Here is a 22,787-nt window from a genome sequence, read left to right as displayed (position 1 = left end):
TTACGTTTTCAGCGTACACTTGTACACTGAAAATTTTTGAATCGTTATACTTTGTTGGAATTAACGATATCCATTAAATTCGAAGCTAGGTTTATTTTACCTCTTCACCCATCGCTTGCTTATCAGCATGGTAGCTAGAGCGAACCATTGGCCCGCAAGCAGCATGGCTAAACCCAATTTCTTTTGCGTAGTCGCCCAAAGCATCAAACTCAGCAGGCGGCACATAGCGTTTGACTGGGTAGTGATGTCGGCTGGGCTGCAAATATTGGCCAAGGGTCAGCATATTTACATTGTGCTCTCGTAAATCGGTGAGTACGGTTTGCATCTCTTCACTGGTTTCGCCCATGCCCATCATCAAGCCTGATTTCGTAGGTATGTCAGGATGTTGCTCTTTAAATTTGCGCAGAAGCTCCAAAGACCATTTGTAGTTCGCGCCCGGGCGGCATTCTCGATAGAGGCGAGGAATCGTTTCTAAGTTATGATTGAACACGTCAGGTACACCGTTTTTGAATATTTCCAGCGCACGATCCATTCGGCCTCTAAAATCAGGAACAAGTACTTCTATTGTGGTGTTTGGGCTGTGTTCACGAATAGCGTTAATACAGTCTACAAAGTGTTGTGCACCACCATCTCTTAAATCATCACGGTCAACCGAGGTGATCACCACATAGTTTAAACCCATCTCTGCAATGGTTTTCGCGAGCTTTTCTGGCTCTTCTGCGCTTGGTGGGAGCGGTTTACCGTGAGCAACATCGCAAAAAGGGCAGCGTCTGGTGCAAATATCACCCAAAATCATAAATGTAGCGGTACCCTGATTAAAACACTCAGCTAAATTTGGGCAGCTTGCTTCCTCACAAACTGAATGAAGCTTATTTTTGCGTAAAGTTTTTTTGATATGATCAATACGGTCTGTACTGCGAGGCAGCTTGATTTTGATCCACTCAGGTTTGCGAAGCATTTGCGCTTTTTCCGTTGGGACGATCGTAATCGGTATATGCTTAACCTTATCTTCATCTCGCAGTTTTACGCCTGCTTGTGCTCGTGAATTACTCATTAAAGCCTTCTTTAAACGTTAATTGTGTTATTCCTAAGGCATCGCAAAAGTGCTTAACCGTTTTCTCTTCTGCCTCGTTCATGCTGCGAGGTCCCTTGATGCTCGTGCAATCTATCATTTCAAGACCGGCATATCCACAAGGATTAATTCTTTGAAACGGCGACAAATTCATGTCGACATTAAAAGCCAAACCATGGAATGAAGCCCCTTTGCGAATACGTAAACCTACAGAGCAGATCTTTTTCTCATCGACATACACGCCTGGAGCGTCTTTTTTGGCGTAGGCGACACTGCCATATTCTTTAAGTGTCGCCACAATACAGTTTTCCAAAGCAGAAACCAAATCCCTCACACCCCATTTAGCGCGTCTGATGTCTAATAATATATACATCATCAACTGCCCCGGGCCGTGATAAGTAACTTGGCCGCCTCTGTCTACTTCAATTACTGGAATATCGCCGGGATTAAGAAGGTGCTCAGACTTTCCGGCTTGACCTTGAGTGAACACCGCCTCATGCTCAGTCAGCCATATTTCATCACAAGTATCGGCGTTGCGTTCATCGGTAAAACTCTGCATTTTCTGCCAAATGGGTAAGTAGGCTTGCCGACCTAATTTGCGAACGATTGTGTTCATCGTTTAGCGGCCATAATTACAAAAAATCACTATAGAACAACGCGTACAATGTCTATTTTTGCCAGTTCCGTGTAAATGATCTCCATATGCTCTTTGCTTGTTACTCGCACACCAATAGACACTGCATGATACTTGCCTTTACTACTTGGTTTGACGCTTGGGCTATAGTCGCCAGGCGCATGCTGCTGCAAACACTCCACTACCAATTGAGGAAGCTTAGGGTGTGCAAGCCCCATCACCTTAAAGGTTTGCATACAAGGGAAATCTAATAGCTCATCAAAGCGAGTATCCATTAACCCTCCAAGCCAACTTTAAGGCTCAGCCAATCCATTGCACGGTCAATAATACCGCCTTCTTGGACTTCTTCTAAGGTCACAAGTGGATACGTGGCTATGGTCTCATCTTCGAGTTTAAGGCTTAGCGTGCCCACTTCTTGCCCTTTACTTATGGGCGCTTCCAATTGCTCGCTTAGCTCAAAATGCGCCTTTAGCTGAGCACTTTGTCCACGCGGAATGGTAATGGGCGTGTCTACGTTAATACCAAGTTCAACCGTGTCTTTATCACCCATAAAAATACGATGCGCCACAAAGCTTTGACCGGCAGAGTAGGGTGTAACCGATTCAAAGAATCGAAAACCATAACGCAACAACTTTTTGTTTTCAGCCTTGCGTGAACGCTCGCTGTCTGTGCCCATGACCACGGAAATTAAACGCATATCTCCTTGCGTGGCAGAGGTGATAAGGGAGTAGCCTGCGTCAGAGGTATGTCCTGTTTTAATACCATCTACATTAAGGCTTTTATCCCATAATAAGCTGTTGCGGTTAAACTGTTTAATGCCGTTGTAAGTGTATTCTTTTTGACTGTAATAGGCATAAATCTCCGGCACTTCTGCAATAAGCGCTTTGGAGAGTAAAGCCATATCGCGGGGAGAGGTGTAGTGGTCTGCGTCATGCAGGCCGTGAGTATTCACGAAGTTACTGTTAGTCATACCTAGGCTTTGTGCATGAGCGTTCATCATACTCGCAAATGCCGATTCAGAGCCTGCCACATGCTCAGCAATAGCCACACAAGCGTCATTTCCCGATTGCACCATGATGCCTTGCAACAGCTCTTCAACAGTGACTTTAGTGCCTACTTCGATAAACATTTTTGAAGAGTCTGGGAAGTTTTTTGCCCAAGCATTTTCAGAGACAGTTACTTCGTCAGACAGACTAATGTTGCCAGCTTGTAGTTCTTTTCCGACAACATAAACGGTCATAATTTTGGTTAAGCTTGCAGGTGCAAGTCGTTGGTCAATATTCTGCTCAGCAATAATATGCCCAGTTTGATGATCCATCAGCAAAAAGCCACCCGCAGCAACTTGGGGCGGTGGCGGAATAACAACTGCCGCACTAGCAATATTTAGCATGAGTGCGAGAGCAAATGTAATGAATAAGCGCATGGTGATAGGCTACCTTTAAAAAGTTAAGTATTCTTATTATTGTTTGGCTGTGTTTGGATGCTTTGTCTATAGACGCTTTGCCTATAAATAAAACGCTGTACGAATTTTATCTCAATGCTGAGCGCAACAACAGTGTTTTACAACGCTAGCAGTGATATGGCGTGCTTAAGGGGTTAATTCAAGCGCAAACGCCTCATCAAAGCCAAGTTTTTCCAAATCTTGGATAATTTTTTGTGCCTTTTGTTCACTTTCCAGTGGCCCTAAATGTAGGCGGTAGATTTGGTTAACTTTAGGAATGCTGTTGGGCACCTGCAACAAATTAGATAAACCCGTTGCCAAATCACGTACTTTTTTGCCATCTGAGCTTGCAGAAACCTGCACAAACATTAATGGATCGTCAATGGACTCTTGAACAAGACTAGGGCGTTTTAAGGCTTGTTCTCGAATTTGTGTAGTACTGGCGCTTTTCCCGATGTTGCTATCGGCCACGCTACTTTCAAGTGATGTAGCTGAGCTACCTTCAGGGCGCAAAAGCGGGGGAGCGCTGGCAAGCATTACATCACTTCTGCCAGCCGCTTGCGTCTTTCCACTGCCGATAGTCACAAATCCGTCTTGGCTTACATGAACCACTTCTATTTTCACTTTCGCAGTTCCTTGCTTGTGAAAGCCTAGCTTTTTTGCAGCGCCGTAAGATAAATCAAGTATTCTATCGTCATGAAACGGACCGCGATCGTTGACGCGAATAGTGGTGCTTCGATTATTTTCTAAATTGGTGACTCGCACAAAAGAGGGTAAGGGCAGGGTTTTATGCGCACCTGTTAAGGCAAACATATCGAAGGTTTCGCCGTTGGCAGTGGTGTGCCCATGAAACTTCTGACCATACCAAGAGGCATTGCCAATTTCTTCGTGTCCTTTGGCATCAAGCATAGGGGTGTAGTAGCCACCAAGCACCGTGTAAGGTCGACTTGTCCACACATTGTAGGGTTCGTATTGAGGGATAGGCTCTTTAAAGTCTAGCGCACCGTATTCAAATTGTGGCGCGGTATCTTGTTTTTGCGAGTATCTGCCGCTTGGCGCGGTGGAGCAAGCTTGCAAAAACACAATTGCAATAATGGCAAACGCAGTTGTTCTTATATGTTTGTTCACCGAACGCAGGATACCCAATTTCATTCCTATCAATTCCCCAATTACATGATATTTTAGCGCGATAACAGTCGCTTTTGCGTGCTAATCGACATCAAAATCCCAAAACCTGCCAACAGTGTCACCATTGACGTTCCGCCATAGCTGATTAGCGGTAAAGGCACGCCTACCACTGGCAACAATCCAGACACCATGCCCATATTTACAAAAACATAAACGAAAAAGGTGAGCGTAATACTCCCTGCTAACAGTTTACTAAATGCATCTTGGGCGCGTGAAGCGATATATAAGCCTCGCAGTATGATGCATGAGTACAATACTAAAAGACCAATCACGCCAACTAAACCAAACTCTTCGCTGTACACAGCAAAAATAAAGTCAGTATGGCGCTCAGGTAGAAACTCCAGTTGCGACTGTGTGCCTTGCAACCAGCCTTTACCTTCAATGCCGCCAGAGCCTATGGCTATTTTTGATTGAATAATATGGTAACCAGAGCCCAGTGGATCGCTCTCCGGGTTTAAAAAGGTGATAACACGCTGCTTTTGATAAGCCGCCATCAGGAAAAACCACATGATTGGCATGAACGCGCCGCCTAAAAGTGCGATAAATCCGATCAGTTTCCAAGCCATGCCAGAAAGAAAAAGGACGAATATACCAGAGCTGGCAATCAGTAAAGATGTGCCAAGATCAGGCTGTTTTGCAATAAGTATGGTTGGAATAAACACCAGTATAAAGCCAATGAAAATATCTCTATATCGAGGCGGGAGAGAGCGATTACTGATATACCAAGCCACCATTAACGGAACAGCAAGTTTGAGAATTTCCGACGGTTGAAAACGAATAAAACCAAAATCTAACCATCGTTGAGCGCCTTTGCCTATATCGCCCACGAGCAATACGGCGACTAAGAGCGCCACACCCACTGCGTAGGCATAAATCGCAAAGCGTTGAAAGAATCGGATGGGTATTTGCGCGATAATGATCATCACGGTGATTGCAAGTCCTAAGCGAATTAATTGCCTCTGTACCAAGCCGATGTCTTGACCACCAGACGAATAAATGGTCAGTAAGCCAAGCAACATTAATGACAATAAGGAGAAGAATAAAAAGCCATCAATATGCGCTTTTTCGAGCCAGCTTCGTTTTGCCGGAGTAAAGGCTTTACTCATTAAAGCCTGCCTTCGGGGGTGTTGCTAGGGGATGGATTGGCCGTTTCGTCACCCTGATTTGCCTGTGAATTGAGCTTGGCAATCTGATTCAAGCCGCTTCTTTCAAAATAAAAATCCATTACCTGACGCGCAAGTGGGGCAGCATTTGAACCGCCACCGCCCGCATTTTCAATGGTCACTGCAATGCTGATTTCCGGAGACTGGTAGGGCGCATAACCCACATACATTGCATTGTCCTTCAAATATTCTGAAATGGCGTCCTCATCGTATTCTTCGTCCTGACCTACGGTGAAAAGCTGCGCGGTGCCGGTTTTACCTGCAGATACGTAGTCCGTATTTAAAAACGCAGTACGCGCAGTGCCGTGTTCTCTATTCACCGTCCCGTAAAGTGAGTCTAGTATTAAATTCCAATTTTCTTCGTCTTTGATTTCAATAGGACGATTCATTTCTATAGGCCAGTCTTGCACTTCACCTTCCACCATGTATCCCTTAATTAAACGGGGTACGTGCCGCTGACCTTTGTTAACCAGAAAATTAATCGATTGCGTTAACTGAAGAGGGGTTGCATTCCAGTAGCCTTGTCCGATGCCGACTGAAATCGTATCGCCAATGTACCAGGGTTCATTAAATCGAGCTCTTTTCCAACCGCGAGAGGGCATAATTGCGTCAGATTCTTCATGTAAATCAATGCCGCTGAATTCGCCAAAGCCAAATTCATTCATATAGTCATGAATTTTGTCTATGCCTAATTTGTAGGCGAGATCGTAGTAGAACACATCGCAAGACACCTCTACCGATTTGGTGACGTCAACATCACCATGCCCCCACTTTTTCCAGTCTCGCCAAACATGATTAACGTTCCTCAATCGGTAAGTGCCGTAGTCTTTAATCGAGGTTTCTCGGTCAATTACGCCTTCTTCAAGCCCTAACAGCGCAAGATGCGGTTTGATTGTCGATGCGGGTGGGTAACGGCCTTGGGTTGCGCGATTCAACAGCGGACTATAGCGAGAGTTGAGAAGTTTAGAGTACTCTTTTTGGCTGATACCATGCACAAATAAGTTAGGATCGTAGCTTGGACTGCTGTACAGCGCTAAAATTCCGCCAGTGCGGGTGTCGGAAATCACCACGGAGCCTCTTCGCCCAGCCAGTTCCTGCTGTGCCTTTTGTTGCAGCTCAATATCAATATTCAAAGCAATATCTTGACCTGGTATCGGTGGCTGAAAGTCCAGTACGCGAATAATGCGTCCTTGATTATTTACCTCAACCTGCTGAAACCCAACTTGCCCGTGTAAAATATCTTCGTGGTATTTTTCTACGCCTTGTTTGCCAATATCGTGTGTGGCCGCATAGTTTGCCTCTTGACCATTCTCTCTAAGCTTCGCTAGGTCTCTTTTGTTGATGCGAGCGACATACCCAAGCATATGCGTCAAGGTGTCTTTAAACGGATAATAGCGTGATAGCCTAGCTTCAATGCTAACGCCGTTAAATCGATGCTGATTGGCAGCGAATTTAGCGACTTCTTCTTCACTTAGCTGATTTCGGATGGATACGGGTTTGAAGCGGCGCTGTCGTTTTCGCTCGGTATGGAAGTCTTCTATTTCGTCTTCGCTTAATCCCATTACTTGACTAAGTTCAGCTAAGGTTGCGTCTAAATCTGCGACTTCTTCGGGTATAATTTCAAGACTAAAGACGGGTTTGTTTTCCGCCAGTATTACGCCATTTCTATCGTAAATAAGGCCACGGTTAGGGGCAACGGGTAAAACCTTAATTCGATTTCCATTAGAGCGAGTCTGGTAATCCTCAAATTGATTGACCTGAAGATGATAGAGATTGACAATAATGAGTGACAATAGCGCAACGACAAACATCGCAGAAACAAGGGCTCGACGAGCGAATAAATTCGCTTCTGCACTATGATCTCTAATGGTTTGCCGTTTTTTTACCATTCTATTAGTACTATCATTCTCTGTGATACGGATGGTTTTGTGTTAACGACCATGCTCTGTATAGGGCTTCAGCAACAATTACTCTAACCATTGGATGAGGCAGAGTAAGCGGCGAAAGTGACCATTGCTGATGAGCGGCAGCCTTGCATTCCTTTGACAAGCCTTCAGGCCCGCCAATCAGAAGACTTACGTCTCGGCCATCCATTTTCCAGCTCTCTAATTGCTTGGCCAGGTTCGCCGTGGTCCATTGTTTACCCAGCACTTCTAAGCCAATGATTTGATTGCCTTTGGGAATGCTCGCTAAACACTTTTGTCCCTCATCAAATGTCAACTTTTCGATATTTGACGATTTGCTGCGTTTGCCCAGTGTGATTTCGGTAAAACTTAGCCGACAATCAGGTGGAAAACGTCGAACATACTCGTTAACGCCTTCGACTACCCAAGCAGGCATTTTGTTCCCGACCGCGACAACCTGAATTTGCATGACTTTTTGCTCGCCCTACGGTGTGTAAATAAGTTGCTACTGCCACAACTTTTCCAGTTGATAAAAATCGCGGGTTTCGTCTTGCATCACGTGAGCAACAACATCGCCTAAATCTACCAAAACCCACTCGCCAACGTCTTTTCCTTCAACGCTAAGTGGCGGATGCCCGGCGTGCTTACTCTCTACAATCAGATTTTCGGCGATAGAGGATACATGGCGCTTTGAGTTGCCAGAGCAAATTACAAGGGTATCGGTGACGCTGCTCTTACCCTTGAGGTCTATTACCACTACGTCGCGGGCTTTCATATCTTCAATTTTATCAATGACAAATTGGGTAAATGCTTGTTCGTCCAAATCTTAACCTTTTGTTAGTAATCGCCGCGATGGATTGCGTTGTATATGGTCGCTTTTCAACGCCTTCTAATCCCACGAGCGATAAAGTTTGTTTTTGCGAATATAATCCAATACTTCCTCATTCATGCATTGTTTAAGGCTAGCACTTGCATATGTCGCATCAGTATTCTTGATATTTGTGGCGGGCTGCCCAAGAGACTGCCGTAACGCTGAAGAGGAAACTTCTATGCAATCATTTGCAAAAAACAACAGCTCACCACATTTTGATGATCTAAGTATACCGTTAATATCCACAGATTGCGTGTTTTGTGTGTTTGAACTTGGTGACGACTCGCTGTTGCTTATGGCACTTTGGATATGAAAATTCGATGGTAGCAGCGTGCGCAAGCGTTCGGGAAGGTTTTTCAGCATTCCTATGTTAAAAGTCGCACTTCTCTTGTTTGCGATAAGGTTTTGCACGCAAGATAGCGTTTCATTCTGTTTTGACTCTGCGTGCGAATCCTCTAAAGGCTCTGAGCGAACCAGCACAATAATGTGACATTGTGAAAACAGCCGTTGAGGTTGAAACCAATCTGCTAGCCCCATAAAGCTATCAAGGCCCATAATAAAACAGAGCGAATGAGCATCAAATTGACGGTTAAGCTCCTCTAGCGTGTTAACAGTGTAACTTGGTAGGTGACGATGTATCTCAATCTCGTTGACGAACAAACGAGCGTCAGTATTTGCCATTAGTCGCGTCATCTGTAGACGATGTGCAGGTGCAGTACTCACGTTTTTATGAACGGGAATATGCGCAGGAATGAGTTCACATTCCTCAATGTCAAGCGTGTCTAACAGTGCCTGTACGGGCTTCACATGCCCAAAATGCGGCGGGTCGAAGGTGCCACCGAAAATGGCTTTAAGAGGGTGCTGTCTAACTTGCGATATCAACGCTATGTTCCAAATACCTGTTAGGCAATAAGTGAAAAATGTTCTAAATCAGCCGGAAGAAATAACAGCGCAAGATGACTTAATAACACAAAAGGCTTCTCTATTGCCTGAGATTTTAGCATGGTGTCGGCATCTTGTAAGTGCTGGATAAGGATTCGAATGCGCGGTGCGTCAAGCCTCATCAGAGCGCTATTATAAAGCGATTGTTTGCTCGCCCAAATGCGCATTTTGGTAAATGGGATTTGTTCATTCCTCGCACGGTAAGACCAGCATTGCTCTAGCAACTGGGCTTCTTTGACTAATGACCACAATACAATGTTCGGTTCAATCCCCTCTGATTCTAATCGGTACAATATTTTTACCGCTCGCTGAACATTGCCTCCAAGTACTTCATCAGTAAATTGAAACACGGTGAATCGTGACTGATCAACAGTAGCTTGGCTAATTTTCTCTTCGTCAATAAGCTGTGACTCGTCATATCTTAACATGAGCTTTTCAAGCTCTTGATTGGCGGCAAGCAAGTTTCCTTCGCTCAATTCAACCAACAGCGCAGACGCACCTACGCTAAGCTTTAAACCTTTTTGCTGTGCTCGTTGTTGAATCCATTGCTGTGCCTGATTTCCTTGTAATTCATAGCAGTGGCAAAACCAAGCGGCGCTTGAAACGCTCTTAAACCACTTTGCGTTTTGCACGTCTTTACCGATTTTCGGCCCTTGAATGAGCAGCAGCGTATCTGCCGATTGACTATCATTCAACGACTGTACTACTTCGCTCAGCACTTTTGCGCCTTGAGTGCCCGGTTTGCCGGTGGGCAGGGTTAATTCAATATAGGTCTTATCAGAAAACAGCGACATGGTTTGTGTCGCCTCAATAAGTTGAGACCACTCAAAGTCAGCATCTGCCGTAAGTGTTTGACGCTCTTCAAAGCCCTCAGACTTTGCTTTTGACCTGAGCGCGTCTATTACGTCTAACTTCTGTTGAGGTTCGTCCCCAAACAGCAAAACAACCGGCGGTAAAGGCTGTTTTTCCAATTGGCTTGAGAACTGATTGGGTTTAATCTGCATCGTTGGAAGGCATATCGCTGTCACGTGCTGGCTGAGCTACGTTATATTGACTGGAGAGCAAACGTATAATTCTATCGGCGGTTTCGTCGCGCATCTCGTCCATTATCAGAGCAAGTTCTCTAGATTTTGCCAAAATTTGACGAGGATCATCCTGAAACTCTCTCGATACAACGACGGTGTTGCTCATTGTCTGCGATTTTGGGAACGTCACTTGATAATCGACCGAATAAATCATTTCGTATTCAGCAACTTGACCACTGGAGAAAACAGAAAGCAGCCTGCGCTCAAGGTTTTCGGGTTGCAAGGTTAACAATACGGTAGCGCTTTCATCTAACGCTTCTAATGAGGCTTCATCAGCCCTTAAGCTTTTAAGTTGGTAAACCGGCAGGCGATCGCTCAACGCACGAGTCAACGCAGAATGCCGCTGTGAGGCATTAATAACCACCGTATCCAGTGATGCGGGTAGAGCTTGAGAGCCGCGAAGCTTAAACCCGCATGCGCTCAATGAGATAACAAGTAATGTTGCAACTGCCCATAGTGCCAGACGCGTCATAGCTGACTGACAGTCGAGGCAAGTTAGCGCGCCAGAGCGCGTATTAACGCTCATTAATTTGCAACCACGTTGACTAATTTTCCGGGCACCACAATCACCTTTCGGACTGTTTTCGATTCAATAAAAGCACGGACATTTTCGTGCTTTAAGGCCAGTTCTTGCAAATCGTCTTTTGACATATCTGCTGGCACTGTTGCTTTCGCTCGGAGCTTGCCGTTGACCTGCATGATAATCAGTTTTTCGTCTTCTATCATTGCACTTTTGTCTGCCACTGGCCATGCACAGGTCTGTAATTCACCGGCTTGCTTAAGCATTGTCCACATGGCTTCGCATACGTGAGGCGTAAAGGGGTTGAGCATTTTAACCAGTGCGACTAAACCTTCTTCAAAAATCGCCACATCTTGTTCATCGTGCAGCGTATATTTTTGCAATGCATTCAACAATTCCATCATCTTTGCGACAGCGGTATTAAAAGTTTGGCGGCGGGCGATATCGTCCGTTATCGCTTCTATTTTGCTGTGAATCTCTTTGCGTAACGCTTTTTGTGCTTTAGTTAAGTGTTTGGTATCAACTGTATTAACTTGTTTGCCTTCGCCATTTTGTAAGTACTCACGCGTGAACTCGCTCGCTAAACGCCACAGTCTTCGTAAAAAGCGATTAGCGCCCTCTACGCCCGATTCAATCCATTCTAAGTCTTGCTCAGGCGGCGCAGCAAACATGGTGTATAAACGAATAGTATCTGCGCCATACACATCAATTACTTTTTGTGGGTCTATACCATTGTTCTTGGATTTGGACATTTTAATCATGCCAGCGTACTCAACTTGCTCGCCAGTATCGCTAAGCTTACCACCCGTGATCCTGCCTTTTTCGTCGCGCTCAATAGTTACGCTATCGGGTGCGTGCCATATTTCTTTGCCATTCTCAGCTTTTGAATAAAACGCGTTGGCCAAAACCATGCCTTGGCAAAGTAAACGTTTAAATGGCTCGTCAGAATCCACCAACTTTTCGTCTCTTAATAGCTTGTGGAAAAATCGCGCATATAAAAGATGCAAAATGGCGTGTTCGATACCACCGATGTATTGGTCAACGGGCAGCCAATAATTGGCCTCACTAGGGTCAAGCATGGCATCAGATGGTGCAGATGCATAACGTGCGTAATACCATGACGATTCCATAAAGGTGTCGAAGGTGTCGGTTTCGCGCGTCATTGGAGTGCCCTTAAGCTCATCTTGCGCCCACCTTGGGTCAGACTTTATAGGGCTTCGTACGCCGTCCATAACAACGTCTGTTGGTAAGGCTACGGGTAGCTTTTCTAAAGGTACAGGATGGATCTCGCCTTGCTCGTCGCTGAGCATGGGAATAGGTGCACCCCAATACCGCTGTCGTGACACTCCCCAGTCGCGTAAGCGGTAATTCACCTTTTTTTTGCCTTTGCCTAGTTCGCTGAGTTTTGCGGCAATGGCGTCAAAACCTTCTTGAAATGACATGCCATTATACTGCCCTGAATTCATCAGCGTATTTTTTTCACAAAGGGCTCCTTTGCTAAGGTCCGCGTTACCTTGTGCAGCATCACCTTCGGCAATTTCAACGACTTGAACAATCGGTAGTTGATACTTGGTGGCAAACTCCCAATCGCGTTGGTCGTGGGCAGGTACTGACATTACCGCGCCTGAGCCATAGCCCATTAATACAAAATTGGCTATCCAGATCGGTAAACGTTCTTGTGTAAGTGGGTGGATAGCGTAAAGACCCGTCGCCATGCCTAGTTTTTCCATAGTGGCAAGCTCGGCTTCGGCGGTTTTCGTGTTTTTACACTGCTCTATAAATTGTGCAACGTCGGGTTGCTTTTCACCTATTGCCAATGCGATGGGGTGTTGGGCGGCAATGGCAAGATAGCTTGCACCGTAAAGCGTATCGGGGCGTGTAGTATAGACTTCAATATCGTTGTACCCGGCAGTGGGGCTTTCTAAATCGAATGAAATATCAACGCCTTCTGAGCGTCCAATCCAGTTTCGCTGCGCGGTTTTTACTTGGCTAGGCCAGTGCTCAAGCTGATCTAAGTCAGTTAACAATTGTTCCGCGTAATCAGTAATCTTTATAAACCACTGAGATATTTCTTTTTGTTCGACTAATGCGCCAGAACGCCAACCGCGACCGTCAATCACTTGCTCATTTGCCAAGACAGTTTGGTCAACAGGGTCCCAATTAACCGTTGCGTTCTTTTTGTACACTAAGCCCTTTTCATACAAGCGAGTAAAAAACCACTGCTCCCATTTATAATATTCTGGGTCGCATGTTGTCACTTCTCTGCGCCAGTCATAGCCGAAGCCAAGCGCAGCCAGTTGGGTTTTCATGTAGTCAATGTTTTGATAAGTCCACTTGGCTGGCGCTGTTTTGTTGTCAATAGCCGCATTCTCAGCAGGCAAGCCGAAAGCATCCCATCCCATTGGTTGCAACACATTTTTGCCCTGCATCCGCTGAAATCGACTGACAACATCGCCAATGGTGTAGTTACGCACGTGCCCCATATGCAAGCGACCGCTCGGGTAGGGAAGCATGGACATACAGAAATACTTTTCTCTATCGTTGTCCTGATTTGCTTCAAATACTTTGTTGCGTTCCCAGTGTTGCTGCGCCGCTTTTTCAATATCCTGTGGGGAATATTGTTCTGCGTTTTCGCTAGCGTTTGTCGTGTGAATGTTTGTGCCTGACATGAACTTTATTTTTCTCGTTTTTATGCTTATTCGATTAAGGCGCTAGAATAACTTGCCAGAGGCTTGCATCACAAGCCCTAATATGGACAAATGCGGCAGAAATAGTGCATGAACGAAGCCCAACGCAGCCCAAACACAGCACAACGACGAGGTATTGCGCCTGACACTAAGGGCAGGTCAAAATCTATGCAGTGGTTCATGACAAACAAAAGTCATGTATGATGATCATTGACGCGACAGACGAGGAATCATTGGTGGATGTTTAGCGCCCAGCGCACACACCAAGTTTGAGCCCCTCCTTAATAACAAGAAAGCCAATAAATATGACGCAAACAAATTTATCTCAGCATACTCGATTGCCGCCAGCGCAATTGACTGCGGAGTTATCTTTAGACAAATTATCTACCGACAAACTAGCGGCGAGCACATCATCCAGCAATGCCGATAGCGCGCGCGAAAATCAAACTCAGCATGGCCAATTAATTGGACAAGAGCGGGCAAAAAATGCGGTAGAGTTTGGATTGGGGATTCGTTCGCCCGGGTATAATATGTATGTGATGGGGGAACAAGCGACAGGACGGCACACCCTGATTAAAGATTGCATTCGAGAGAATAGTCGAAACTCGCGCGCACATACCGGTTTACAGCACCAAATGTTCGATTCAGCAAACGCGTCTTCGCAAAGCAATATGCCAGCGCTATTCGATTGGCTGTATTTGAACAATTTAGACAATGAGCGCGAACCTATTGCGCTTAAATTGCCTGCTGGCGAAAGTAAGGCTTTTGTCAAAGATATTGAAACTCTCATTGACGAGGTGCTCGCCACTTTTCCAGCTTCCTATGAAAACCCAGGATATCAGCGACGTAAAGCGGCTATCAGCAGGCACTTCGAACAAAAATACGACAAGTGCATTGACGAAGTAGAAAGCTTAGCGTTTGAGAAAAACGTTGCCTTAATTGAAGATGGCAACAAGGTGAGTTTTGCGCCTATTGTAGACGGTCAACCCATAAGCGATGCAGACTTTGCAAGTCAACCTGCTAATGTTAAAGAGCATTATTACGAGCTTATTGACCAGCTTGAGCTGACGCTTACCGAAGCGCTGCTTGAACTTCCTGGTTGGCAGCGAGAGGCGGCAGAACAGCAAAAAGCGCTTAAACAGCAGCTGGCCGAGCAGGGAATGCGGCCACTGATTAAAAATTTAGAACAAAAATATGCACAGAACATCCCCATACTTAAGTACTTAAAACAACTTAAATCGCATATTGTCGAAACCATCATCGAAACCTTATCCGAAGAAATGAAAGGCGATAAACAAGAAGAATTTGATAAGCGAGGGATGCTGGTTGAGATGTATTTACCTAATTTGCTGGTTGCAAACAAGGCCGGTGCAGAACCTCCTTTAATCTACGAAGCCAATCCAAGTTACCAAAACCTATTTGGCAAAATTGAATACACCAGCGTGCAGGGTTCTGTTTATACCAATTACAGGATGATCACTGCGGGCGCGCTGCATAGAGCGAACGGGGGATATTTGCTGGTGGATGCAGACAAGCTACTGTCGCAGTCGCATGTGTGGGAAGCCTTAAAGCTTGCACTTAAATTTAACCAAATTAAGTTAGAGTTACCGCAACAAGAAGTGGGCATGGTCAATTCAATTACACAAACGCCTGAAGCCATGTCTATGGATATTAAAGTGATATTGCTTGGCTCGCGTGATTTGTATTACAGCCTTCAGGACTATGATCCCGAATTTCCAGAGTTATTTCGCGTGCTGGTTGATTTTGATAGTGATATTGACTTAAATCCTGAGAATTTGGAGCAATTCATTGCGCGCATCCACACTGAAGCAGGTGCCATTGGGCTTGTGAATGTTGAGTTGCATGCCATTGAAAAACTGCTGCTTCACAGCCTTCGAATCGCTCAGCACCAAAGCAAGCTGAGTGCGCGTTTTGCGGATATTTTAGAGCTGCTGCATGAGGCAAAATACTACTGTGCCAAAGAAGGGCGTGCAAATGTTTTGGCCCAAGATATTGATACGGCACTTACCGCAAAAAAAACGCGCACGGCTCGCGTGTCGGATTCATTTCTAGAAGATATTCAAGAGGGGCATGTATTAATTAGTACTGAAGGTTCGGCAGTTGGTACTTTAAATGGCCTCACTGTTTTAGAAATTGGCGATACCGCTTTTGGTACGCCGGCTCGTGTCACGGCGACAGTGTATGCGGGCAGCAATGGTGTCGTTGACATTGAGCGCGAAGTAGAACTTGGGCAATCCATTCATTCGAAAGGTGTGATGCTGTTAACCGGTTACTTGGGCAATAAATATGCACAGGAGTTTCCGCTTACGCTTTCTGCGAACATTGCACTAGAGCAGTCTTATGGATATATCGATGGTGATAGTGCATCTTTAGGGGAGTTGATGGCGCTCATTTCGGCGCTCACAGACATTCCTCTTAAACAAGGTATTGCAATTACCGGATCAATTAATCAATTAGGTGAAGTTCAGGCGGTTGGCGGCATAAATGAAAAGATTGAGGGCTATTTCGATTTGTGCCAAAGCAGAGGACTCAGCGGTGAGCAGGGTGTTATTATTCCTCGCTCAAACAGAGTGAACCTCATGCTTAAACAAGAAGTTATTGATGCGGTTAATGATGGACATTTTTCAATATATGCGGTGGATAGTGTCGATCAGTCACTTGAGCTTTTGACTGGCAAACCTGCGGGTTTACTCAATACCAGAGGGCGCTTCCCTAAGCACTCAGTGCATTCAAGGGCCGTTAATCGCCTGTTTTCAATTTACGCAACTGTTAACGGTGGGCACGACGACTAGGAGATGATGGATATTTAGCACCCCCAAACACTGCGGGCGCTTTTGCCTGAATATTGCTATTTGGGCGGCATCCGAAGTGCACCATCGAGTCTAACGGTTTCACCATTTAGATACTTATTGTCAAACATATGTTCTACGAGCTTTGCAAACTCCTCGGGCAGGCCCAGGCGTTTTGGAAACTGCACATTGCTCACCAGAGCCTCTTGCACATTTTCTGGCATGCCCAACAGCATTGGTGTGCCCATTACGCCGGGGGCAATGGTGTTCACTCTAATTCCAAGTGGCGCTAAGTCGCGAGCCATGGGTAAAGCTAATCCAATAATGCCACCTTTACTGGCGGCATACGCGGTTTGACCAATTTGCCCTTCGAAACCCGCAACGGATGCGGTGTTTATAATCACGCCCCGTTCATTCGCTTCACCCAAGGCGTCATTTTTGGAAAGATGGCTAGCGGCAACGCGCGCGACGTTAAAAGAGCCAATTAAGTTAATGTTAATGGTGTCGGCAAAGTTTGCCAAGGGCATGGGGTTAGATTCGCGGTCGAGCGTTCGTTTAGCAGGTGCGACACCAGCGCAGTTGAGGCAAAGTCGAGGTTTGGCGTCAAAATCAGAAAATACCTTTGCTATGACTGATTCTACTTGAGTATCGGACGTCACATCGACTTGGTAAAACTGGCAGTGACTGTCACCAAACTCAACGCCAAACTCTGAAACGCGTTGCTTCCCTACTTCTTCGTTTAAGTCTAACAGTGCAACATTCCAGCCTTTGCTCAATAAATGACGAGCGCTTGCATAGCCCAAGCCTGAGCAAGCACCGGTAATTATTGCGCTATGTTGTGCACGCGGTTGTCCAGATGATGCGAATTCATTGTGATTTGAGGATGCAGACATAGGATAACCTTACTTCTTCGGGAGGGTAATTTTTGCGTCTTCACTAGGCTTGTATATCACCAGAACATGTCCAATAGACTGCACTTTATGAGATTTTGTTTCGCCCACAATCGCATCCATAATTAAGGACTTTTCCTCACGGTCGTCAGAAGGGACTTTAACCTTAATGAGCTCATGATGACTAAGCGCATTGTCTATTTCTGCTACCACGCCTTCGGTCAGGCCATTGGCACCTAATTGGACAACAGGCTTTAGCGAATGAGCTAAGCCCTTTAAATACTGCTTTTGTTTAGTTGTTAATTGCATAAACCTTTCAATACTGGTTGATAGTTGCTTCAAGTGGATGAATGTACTCAAACACATACATGCAGAGCTGCTTAAATTGAGACCTTTGAATGAACGTACAAATGAGGTTTGCTCACTTTTCTTTGGCGTCTTATCAATAAGCTCTTGATATTTTCTATTCTACCTACACTTTAAAGCTATTGCGATCTTGAAGCCTTGATTATTTAGAACTCAGACTGAGTTCACATAATTAAGACCGACGTGATTAGTTGTGGCTCAGGGACTCTGCCATTTTTGTTGCATGCCGCATGTTACCCAAGTAATCGCTCAGTGGAGCGGAATTTTTACAGGGTGATTTAGCAGATGAGATATTACTTAATGCGTTGTTGACCAAAATTGATGGGAACACCGTAGATACAATATGGTCCGATGTATTGAATAGTAAGAGCGTTCATCAATTGATAGGCCAAGTAAAAACCGTAGTTTTAACGCGTGCGTATTGTCGGTGTTTGTAAGGGTATTTAAGGGTCGCATGATAGTTGTGTAACAAACGCATTATAGGAAAACGTTTTTGGTGCGTTTAAAGGAATACAAAGGCAGCGCCTAGTGGCGTTAACACCCGTAAACAGATTCGTCATGAGCAAGGTCGAAAGAAGGCTGCTTAGTGGCGAAAAGCTTTTAAGTATAGTAATCTTGAATGTAGGCATAGAGAGCGTTTTGCCTGCAATAATATTGAATCGACTTATTGATTAGAGGTAAGTAGCGTTGAGCGACATGGCAAAAAATCTCATTTTGTGGTTATTCATAGCCGTAGTGTTGATGATGGTGTTTAAAAATTTTTCTGGGCAAGAAGCACCTCGGGCACAAACCGACTACACCACTTTCCTATCTGAAGTGGAACGTGGAGACATTCGCGAAGTCACGATAGACAACCAAACGGGTGAAATTAAAGGCCTGCGTCGTAACGGCGAACCGTTTACGACTATCATGCCAGCATCTGACCCGCAGCTTATTTCTGATCTGAAGGTAAACAACGTAAAAGCATTCGGTAAACCGCCCGCCGAGCCTAATTGGTTTGCCCAGATTTTTATTTCATGGTTCCCAATGTTGCTGCTAATTGGGGTATGGATTTTCTTCATGCGTCAAATGCAAGGTGGCGGTGGCCGAGGTGCAATGTCATTTGGTAAAAGCAAGGCGCGCTTGTTGAGTGAAGACCAAATAAAAACAACCTTTGCCGATGTAGCCGGTTGTGATGAAGCCAAAGAAGACGTATCTGAGCTTGTCGACTTTTTGCGCGACCCTAGCAAGTTCCAAAAACTTGGCGGTAAGATTCCAAAAGGCGTGTTGATGGTCGGCCCTCCTGGCACGGGTAAAACTTTACTTGCTAAAGCCATCGCGGGTGAAGCAAAAGTGCCATTTTTCACTATTTCAGGTTCAGACTTTGTCGAAATGTTTGTGGGTGTGGGCGCTTCCCGTGTCCGAGACATGTTCGAGCAAGCAAAAAAATCATCTCCTTGCATTATCTTCATTGACGAAATAGATGCGGTAGGCCGTCAACGTGGTGCTGGCTTGGGCGGCGGACATGATGAGCGTGAGCAGACCTTGAACCAAATGTTGGTAGAAATGGACGGGTTTGAAGGACATGAAGGTATTATTGTTATCGCGGCAACCAACCGTCCAGACGTACTAGATCCTGCATTGCTGCGGCCTGGTCGATTCGACAGACAAGTGGTTGTAGGTCTACCCGATATTCGTGGTCGCGAACAGATACTAAAAGTACACATGCGCAAAGTGCCAATTGCAGATGATGTTGAGGCGTCTTTAATTGCTCGCGGTACACCTGGTTTTTCTGGCGCAGATTTGGCCAACTTAGTTAACGAAGCAGCATTGTTTGCGGCACGTACTAACCGTCGGCTTGTATCGATGGAAGAGTTTGAAAAAGCCAAAGATAAGATCATGATGGGCTCAGAGCGTAAGTCTATGGTGATGACTGAAGAAGAAAAAACCATGACGGCTTATCACGAAGCGGGGCATGCGATAGTAGGGCGGCTAGTGCCAGAGCACGATCCCGTTTACAAGGTGTCTATTATTCCACGCGGAAGAGCACTCGGCGTAACCATGTACTTACCGGAACAAGATAGAGTCAGCTATACCAAGCGTCATTTGGAGAGCATGATTTCAAGTCTATACGGCGGAAGGCTGGCTGAAGAGATTATCTACGGTGAGGACATGGTGACCACTGGTGCCTCGAACGATATTGAGCGCGCAACCGATATAGCCAAAAAAATGGTAACTCAATGGGGCTTGTCTTCCAAAATGGGTGCCCAGCTATATGCAGAAGAAGAGGGTGAAGTATTTTTAGGACGTTCTGTTAGTAAATCTGCCAGCGTGTCTGATGAAACTGCACGCGCTATTGATGCAGAGATAAAGAACATCATCGATCGCAACTACGAGCGCGCTGAAAAGCTGCTTAAAGAAAATATGGATATTTTGCACTCAATGAAAGACGCGCTAATGAAATATGAAACCATTGACGCGAAACAAATTGATGACCTAATGGAACGTCGAGACGTGAGACCGCCTGCTGATTGGGAGCGCGATAATAAATCAGACTCGGCGCCTCCAACGGGCGGAGCTAAGCTCGAGGTTGGTCGTGAAGACAAACCTAAAGATGACTCTGAAGGTGAGACAAATCCTTCATCTAGCTAAGGTTACATAACGCACGATCACAGTGTTAAATTGATAGAAAGCGCCGGTATTATTACTGGCGCTTTTGTTTTTATTATTCAATTTTAGTGTTAATAACCTGAATCCTGTTTAAGGAATGGTGCAAGCGCTTGTTGTAGATATTTAAATAATTTTTACACTCAGTGCCGCTAGAATTGTGAAGTACAAGGCGCAAAAGTCACGTAATAGTTATTCTATTGATGGCTTTTGCAACGCAGTAATTCGCAATTCTAGCGGCACTGAGCGCCGTTTCTTAAACAGGATTCAGGTTAAACAATCCTGACATTTACGGTATGATTAAATGATTCGTTTCGCGGGAGCTTTGCCGTCATGATGACATTCGCCGACAAGACTATTGTTTTTAATAGCCCTAAAATTATGGGTATATTAAACGTTACGCCAGATTCATTTTCAGACGGCGGTAAATATAATCGCGTCGACAGTGCGCTTGCCCACGCTGAGATGATGATAAACCATGGCGCAAGCTTTATTGACGTGGGTGGCGAGTCTACGCGTCCTGGGGCAACACCGGTGTCGGCCGACGAAGAGCTTGAACGCGTGATCCCAGTGATTGAAGCCATTTCCAGTCGATTTGATACAGTCATTTCCATTGATACCAGCAAAGCGAAGGTAATGAAAGAAGCGGTTAAGTGCGGTGCCCGGTTAATCAATGATGTAAGAGCATTAAGAGAAGACAATGCCTTGGAGACGGCCGCAGAGCTTGCAAAAACCATGAATATTCCCAGCTGCATTATGCATATGCAGGGTAGTCCAGAAAATATGCAAAAAGCGCCTAAATACAAATCAGTGGTAGATGAAGTTGTCGGGTTTTTTCGCCAGCAAATAGAGCGGCTGACGCAGGCAGGTTTTCAGTACGCACAGATTATGATTGATCCGGGTTTCGGTTTTGGAAAAACCCTTGAGCATAATTACGAAATGTTGAAACACTTCACGCAGTTTACGCAATTTGATTTGCCTGTTTTATCCGGCACGTCCCGAAAATCCATGATTGGTGATTTGCTGGGCCGTAAGCTTGACGAGCGTTTGGCTGGAGATATCAGCGTGAACACAGTCGCTTGTTTGGCGGGCGCAAGCATACTGAGAGTACATGACGTGAGAGAAGCCATGGATGTGGCTAAAATTGTAGAAAAACTTAATAGCATTAAATAAATAAAGTGAGACAAAAGGAATAGCAATGTCGAACAGACAATATTTCGGTACCGATGGTATCCGCGGAAAAGTAGGGCAAAGTGTAATTAACCCAGAGTTTGTCACCAAATTAGGCTGGGCCGCGGGCAAAGTGCTTGCAGGTACTGGTACAAACAAAGTGTTAATTGGCAAAGACACGCGCATAAGCGGTTACATGCTTGAATCGGCGCTTGAAGCCGGTTTATCAGCAGCGGGTATAAATATTGGGTTGCTTGGTCCGATGCCAACCCCTGCCATTGCTTATTTAACCAAAACCTTCCGCTCTGAAGCGGGTATTGTTATCAGTGCTTCTCACAACCCTTATTATGACAACGGCATCAAGTTCTTCTCATCTTTTGGACAAAAGCTCGATGACGATATTGAGTTAGCAATAGAACAGCAAATGCAGCAAACCATGACTTGCGTAGAGAGCGATAAGCTGGGTAAAGCATCGCGAATTAACGATGCTGCAGGTCGCTACATAGAATACTGCAAAGGCACATTCCCATCTGATTTGTCGCTGAAGGGCTTTAAAATTGTGGTGGATTGCGCACATGGCGCTACTTATCATATTGCACCGAATGTGTTGAGTGAACTAGGTGCAACAGTGATTGAAATTGGCACTTCGCCAGATGGTCTAAATATCAACCACCAAGTGGGCGCAACCTCGCTTCGTTCAACTTTAAATGCAGTAAAGGAACATAACGCTGATTTTGGCTTTGCCTTAGATGGTGATGGCGATCGCATTATGATGATTGACGAAAAGGGGCAGGTAATAGATGGTGATCAAATCATTTTCATCATTGCTCGAGACGCGCTTAAAGCCGGAAATTTAAAAGGTGGCGTAGTGGGTACGAAAATGTCGAATCTAGGTATGGAGCTTGCGCTGGAGCAGTTAGGCGTACCTTTTGCGCGCGCAGACGTGGGAGACCGCTACGTACTTGAATTACTGAATCGCAATGGCTGGAATATTGGCGGCGAGAATTCAGGCCACGTGTTAAATTTGCAGTACGCGACTACAGGAGATGGCATAGTTGCTGGACTTCAAGTCGTTGCGGCCATGCTGCGTGCAGATATGACCTTAAGCGAGATAGCATCGGGTTTTAAAAAATTCCCACAAAAATTGGTCAATGTGAAATTTGAAGCGTCGGCAAACATAAACGCCGACCAAGCGATGCAGCATGACCGGGTGCAAAAGGAGCTAAAAGCTGCCGAAAATGCAATGGGCAGCACCGGTCGTGTTTTACTCAGAAAAAGCGGCACAGAGCCTCTAATTAGAGTGATGGTGGAGGCAGATGACAAAGCGCACAGCGAGAAATGGGCTGACGCGATTGCCGAGCAAGTAAAAAGCGTCACGCAAGCGTAAATATTCGCTCA

The 22,787-nt window shown here is 45.4% G+C and carries 19 protein-coding genes; 4 read left to right on the top strand and 15 right to left on the bottom strand.

The annotated features are described in order from the left end of the window. Positions 1-91: 91 nt before the first annotated feature. The 13 genes from lipA to leuS all read right to left on the bottom strand — a co-directional run bounded on the left by lipA (position 92) and on the right by leuS (position 13,489). On the bottom strand, positions 92-1,054 hold the full coding sequence (gene lipA, locus PN836_RS05045; RefSeq protein WP_395344176.1) for a lipoyl synthase: 963 nt from the start codon (positions 1,052-1,054) through the stop codon (positions 92-94). Continuing rightward, a complete protein-coding gene (gene lipB / locus PN836_RS05040; RefSeq protein WP_395344175.1) occupies positions 1,047-1,688 on the bottom strand; it encodes a lipoyl(octanoyl) transferase LipB in 642 nt (213 codons plus the stop codon). Before lipB ends, lipA begins: the two co-directional genes overlap by 8 nt. Positions 1,689-1,717: 29 nt before the next feature. Then, positions 1,718-1,981: a DUF493 family protein YbeD gene (gene ybeD / locus PN836_RS05035; RefSeq protein WP_395344174.1), complete on the bottom strand. Its 264-nt coding sequence runs from the start codon at positions 1,979-1,981 to the stop codon at positions 1,718-1,720. After that, positions 1,981-3,129 (bottom strand): D-alanyl-D-alanine carboxypeptidase family protein, encoded by a 1,149-nt coding sequence (locus PN836_RS05030; protein ID WP_395344173.1) that lies wholly within the window; start codon positions 3,127-3,129, stop codon positions 1,981-1,983. Before PN836_RS05030 ends, ybeD begins: the two co-directional genes overlap by 1 nt. Before the next feature lie 165 nt (positions 3,130-3,294). Continuing rightward, complete coding sequence (locus PN836_RS05025; RefSeq protein ID WP_395344172.1) at positions 3,295-4,299, bottom strand: septal ring lytic transglycosylase RlpA family protein; 1,005 nt, start codon at positions 4,297-4,299, stop codon at positions 3,295-3,297. Positions 4,300-4,328: 29 nt separating this feature from the next. Beyond that, positions 4,329-5,441 carry a rod shape-determining protein RodA gene (rodA, locus tag PN836_RS05020; RefSeq protein ID WP_395344171.1) on the bottom strand — a complete coding sequence of 371 codons (1,113 nt, stop codon included), beginning with the start codon at positions 5,439-5,441 and terminating at the stop codon, positions 4,329-4,331. After that, positions 5,441-7,387: a penicillin-binding protein 2 gene (gene mrdA, locus PN836_RS05015; protein WP_395344170.1), complete on the bottom strand. Its 1,947-nt coding sequence runs from the start codon at positions 7,385-7,387 to the stop codon at positions 5,441-5,443. The genes rodA and mrdA overlap by 1 nt, the downstream gene beginning before the upstream one ends. A 13-nt stretch (positions 7,388-7,400) precedes the next feature. Further along, positions 7,401-7,871 (bottom strand): 23S rRNA (pseudouridine(1915)-N(3))-methyltransferase RlmH, encoded by a 471-nt coding sequence (gene rlmH, locus PN836_RS05010; protein WP_395344169.1) that lies wholly within the window; start codon positions 7,869-7,871, stop codon positions 7,401-7,403. Positions 7,872-7,907: 36 nt separating this feature from the next. Then, positions 7,908-8,177, bottom strand: coding sequence for a ribosome silencing factor (gene rsfS / locus PN836_RS05005; RefSeq protein ID WP_395345471.1), 270 nt, complete (start codon positions 8,175-8,177; stop codon positions 7,908-7,910). Between the two features lie 114 nt (positions 8,178-8,291). Continuing rightward, positions 8,292-9,155 (bottom strand): nicotinate (nicotinamide) nucleotide adenylyltransferase, encoded by an 864-nt coding sequence (nadD, locus tag PN836_RS05000; protein WP_395344168.1) that lies wholly within the window; start codon positions 9,153-9,155, stop codon positions 8,292-8,294. Positions 9,156-9,175: 20 nt separating this feature from the next. Next, positions 9,176-10,219 (bottom strand): DNA polymerase III subunit delta, encoded by a 1,044-nt coding sequence (gene holA, locus PN836_RS04995; RefSeq protein WP_395344167.1) that lies wholly within the window; start codon positions 10,217-10,219, stop codon positions 9,176-9,178. After that, complete coding sequence (gene lptE / locus PN836_RS04990; RefSeq protein WP_395344166.1) at positions 10,209-10,826, bottom strand: LPS assembly lipoprotein LptE; 618 nt, start codon at positions 10,824-10,826, stop codon at positions 10,209-10,211. Before lptE ends, holA begins: the two co-directional genes overlap by 11 nt. Next, the gene (gene leuS / locus PN836_RS04985) at positions 10,826-13,489 is read right to left on the bottom strand and encodes a leucine--tRNA ligase (RefSeq protein WP_395344165.1); all 2,664 of its coding nucleotides are present in this window, start codon (positions 13,487-13,489) and stop codon (positions 10,826-10,828) included. The genes lptE and leuS overlap by 1 nt, the downstream gene beginning before the upstream one ends. Before the next feature lie 323 nt (positions 13,490-13,812). Here leuS and PN836_RS04980 point away from each other — a divergent pair, with 323 nt between their 5' ends. After that, a complete protein-coding gene (locus PN836_RS04980) occupies positions 13,813-16,320 on the top strand; it encodes a Lon protease family protein (RefSeq protein ID WP_395344164.1) in 2,508 nt (835 codons plus the stop codon). A 56-nt stretch (positions 16,321-16,376) separates the two neighbouring features. On the opposite strand, the gene PN836_RS04975 is transcribed toward PN836_RS04980, so the two are convergent. Together PN836_RS04975 and yhbY are read right to left on the bottom strand one after the other, a co-directional pair. Next, positions 16,377-17,210, bottom strand: coding sequence for an SDR family NAD(P)-dependent oxidoreductase (locus PN836_RS04975; protein ID WP_395344163.1), 834 nt, complete (start codon positions 17,208-17,210; stop codon positions 16,377-16,379). Between the two features lie 9 nt (positions 17,211-17,219). Next, on the bottom strand, positions 17,220-17,516 hold the full coding sequence (gene yhbY / locus PN836_RS04970) for a ribosome assembly RNA-binding protein YhbY (protein WP_395344162.1): 297 nt from the start codon (positions 17,514-17,516) through the stop codon (positions 17,220-17,222). A gap of 744 nt (positions 17,517-18,260) precedes the next feature. On the opposite strand from yhbY, the gene ftsH reads away from it, so the two are divergent. The 3 genes from ftsH to glmM all read left to right on the top strand — a co-directional run bounded on the left by ftsH (position 18,261) and on the right by glmM (position 22,776). Beyond that, positions 18,261-20,204, top strand: coding sequence for an ATP-dependent zinc metalloprotease FtsH (ftsH, locus tag PN836_RS04965; RefSeq protein ID WP_395344161.1), 1,944 nt, complete (start codon positions 18,261-18,263; stop codon positions 20,202-20,204). A 351-nt stretch (positions 20,205-20,555) separates the two neighbouring features. Further along, on the top strand, positions 20,556-21,392 hold the full coding sequence (folP, locus tag PN836_RS04960) for a dihydropteroate synthase (RefSeq protein ID WP_395345468.1): 837 nt from the start codon (positions 20,556-20,558) through the stop codon (positions 21,390-21,392). Positions 21,393-21,417: 25 nt separating this feature from the next. Then, on the top strand, positions 21,418-22,776 hold the full coding sequence (gene glmM / locus PN836_RS04955; protein WP_395344160.1) for a phosphoglucosamine mutase: 1,359 nt from the start codon (positions 21,418-21,420) through the stop codon (positions 22,774-22,776). Positions 22,777-22,787: the final 11 nt, after the last annotated feature.

It is taken from the genome of Ningiella algicola (genome assembly GCF_028401415.2).
Classification (GTDB): Bacteria; Pseudomonadota; Gammaproteobacteria; order Enterobacterales; family Alteromonadaceae; genus Glaciecola.
This window is presented reverse-complemented; position numbering and strand designations above follow the sequence as displayed.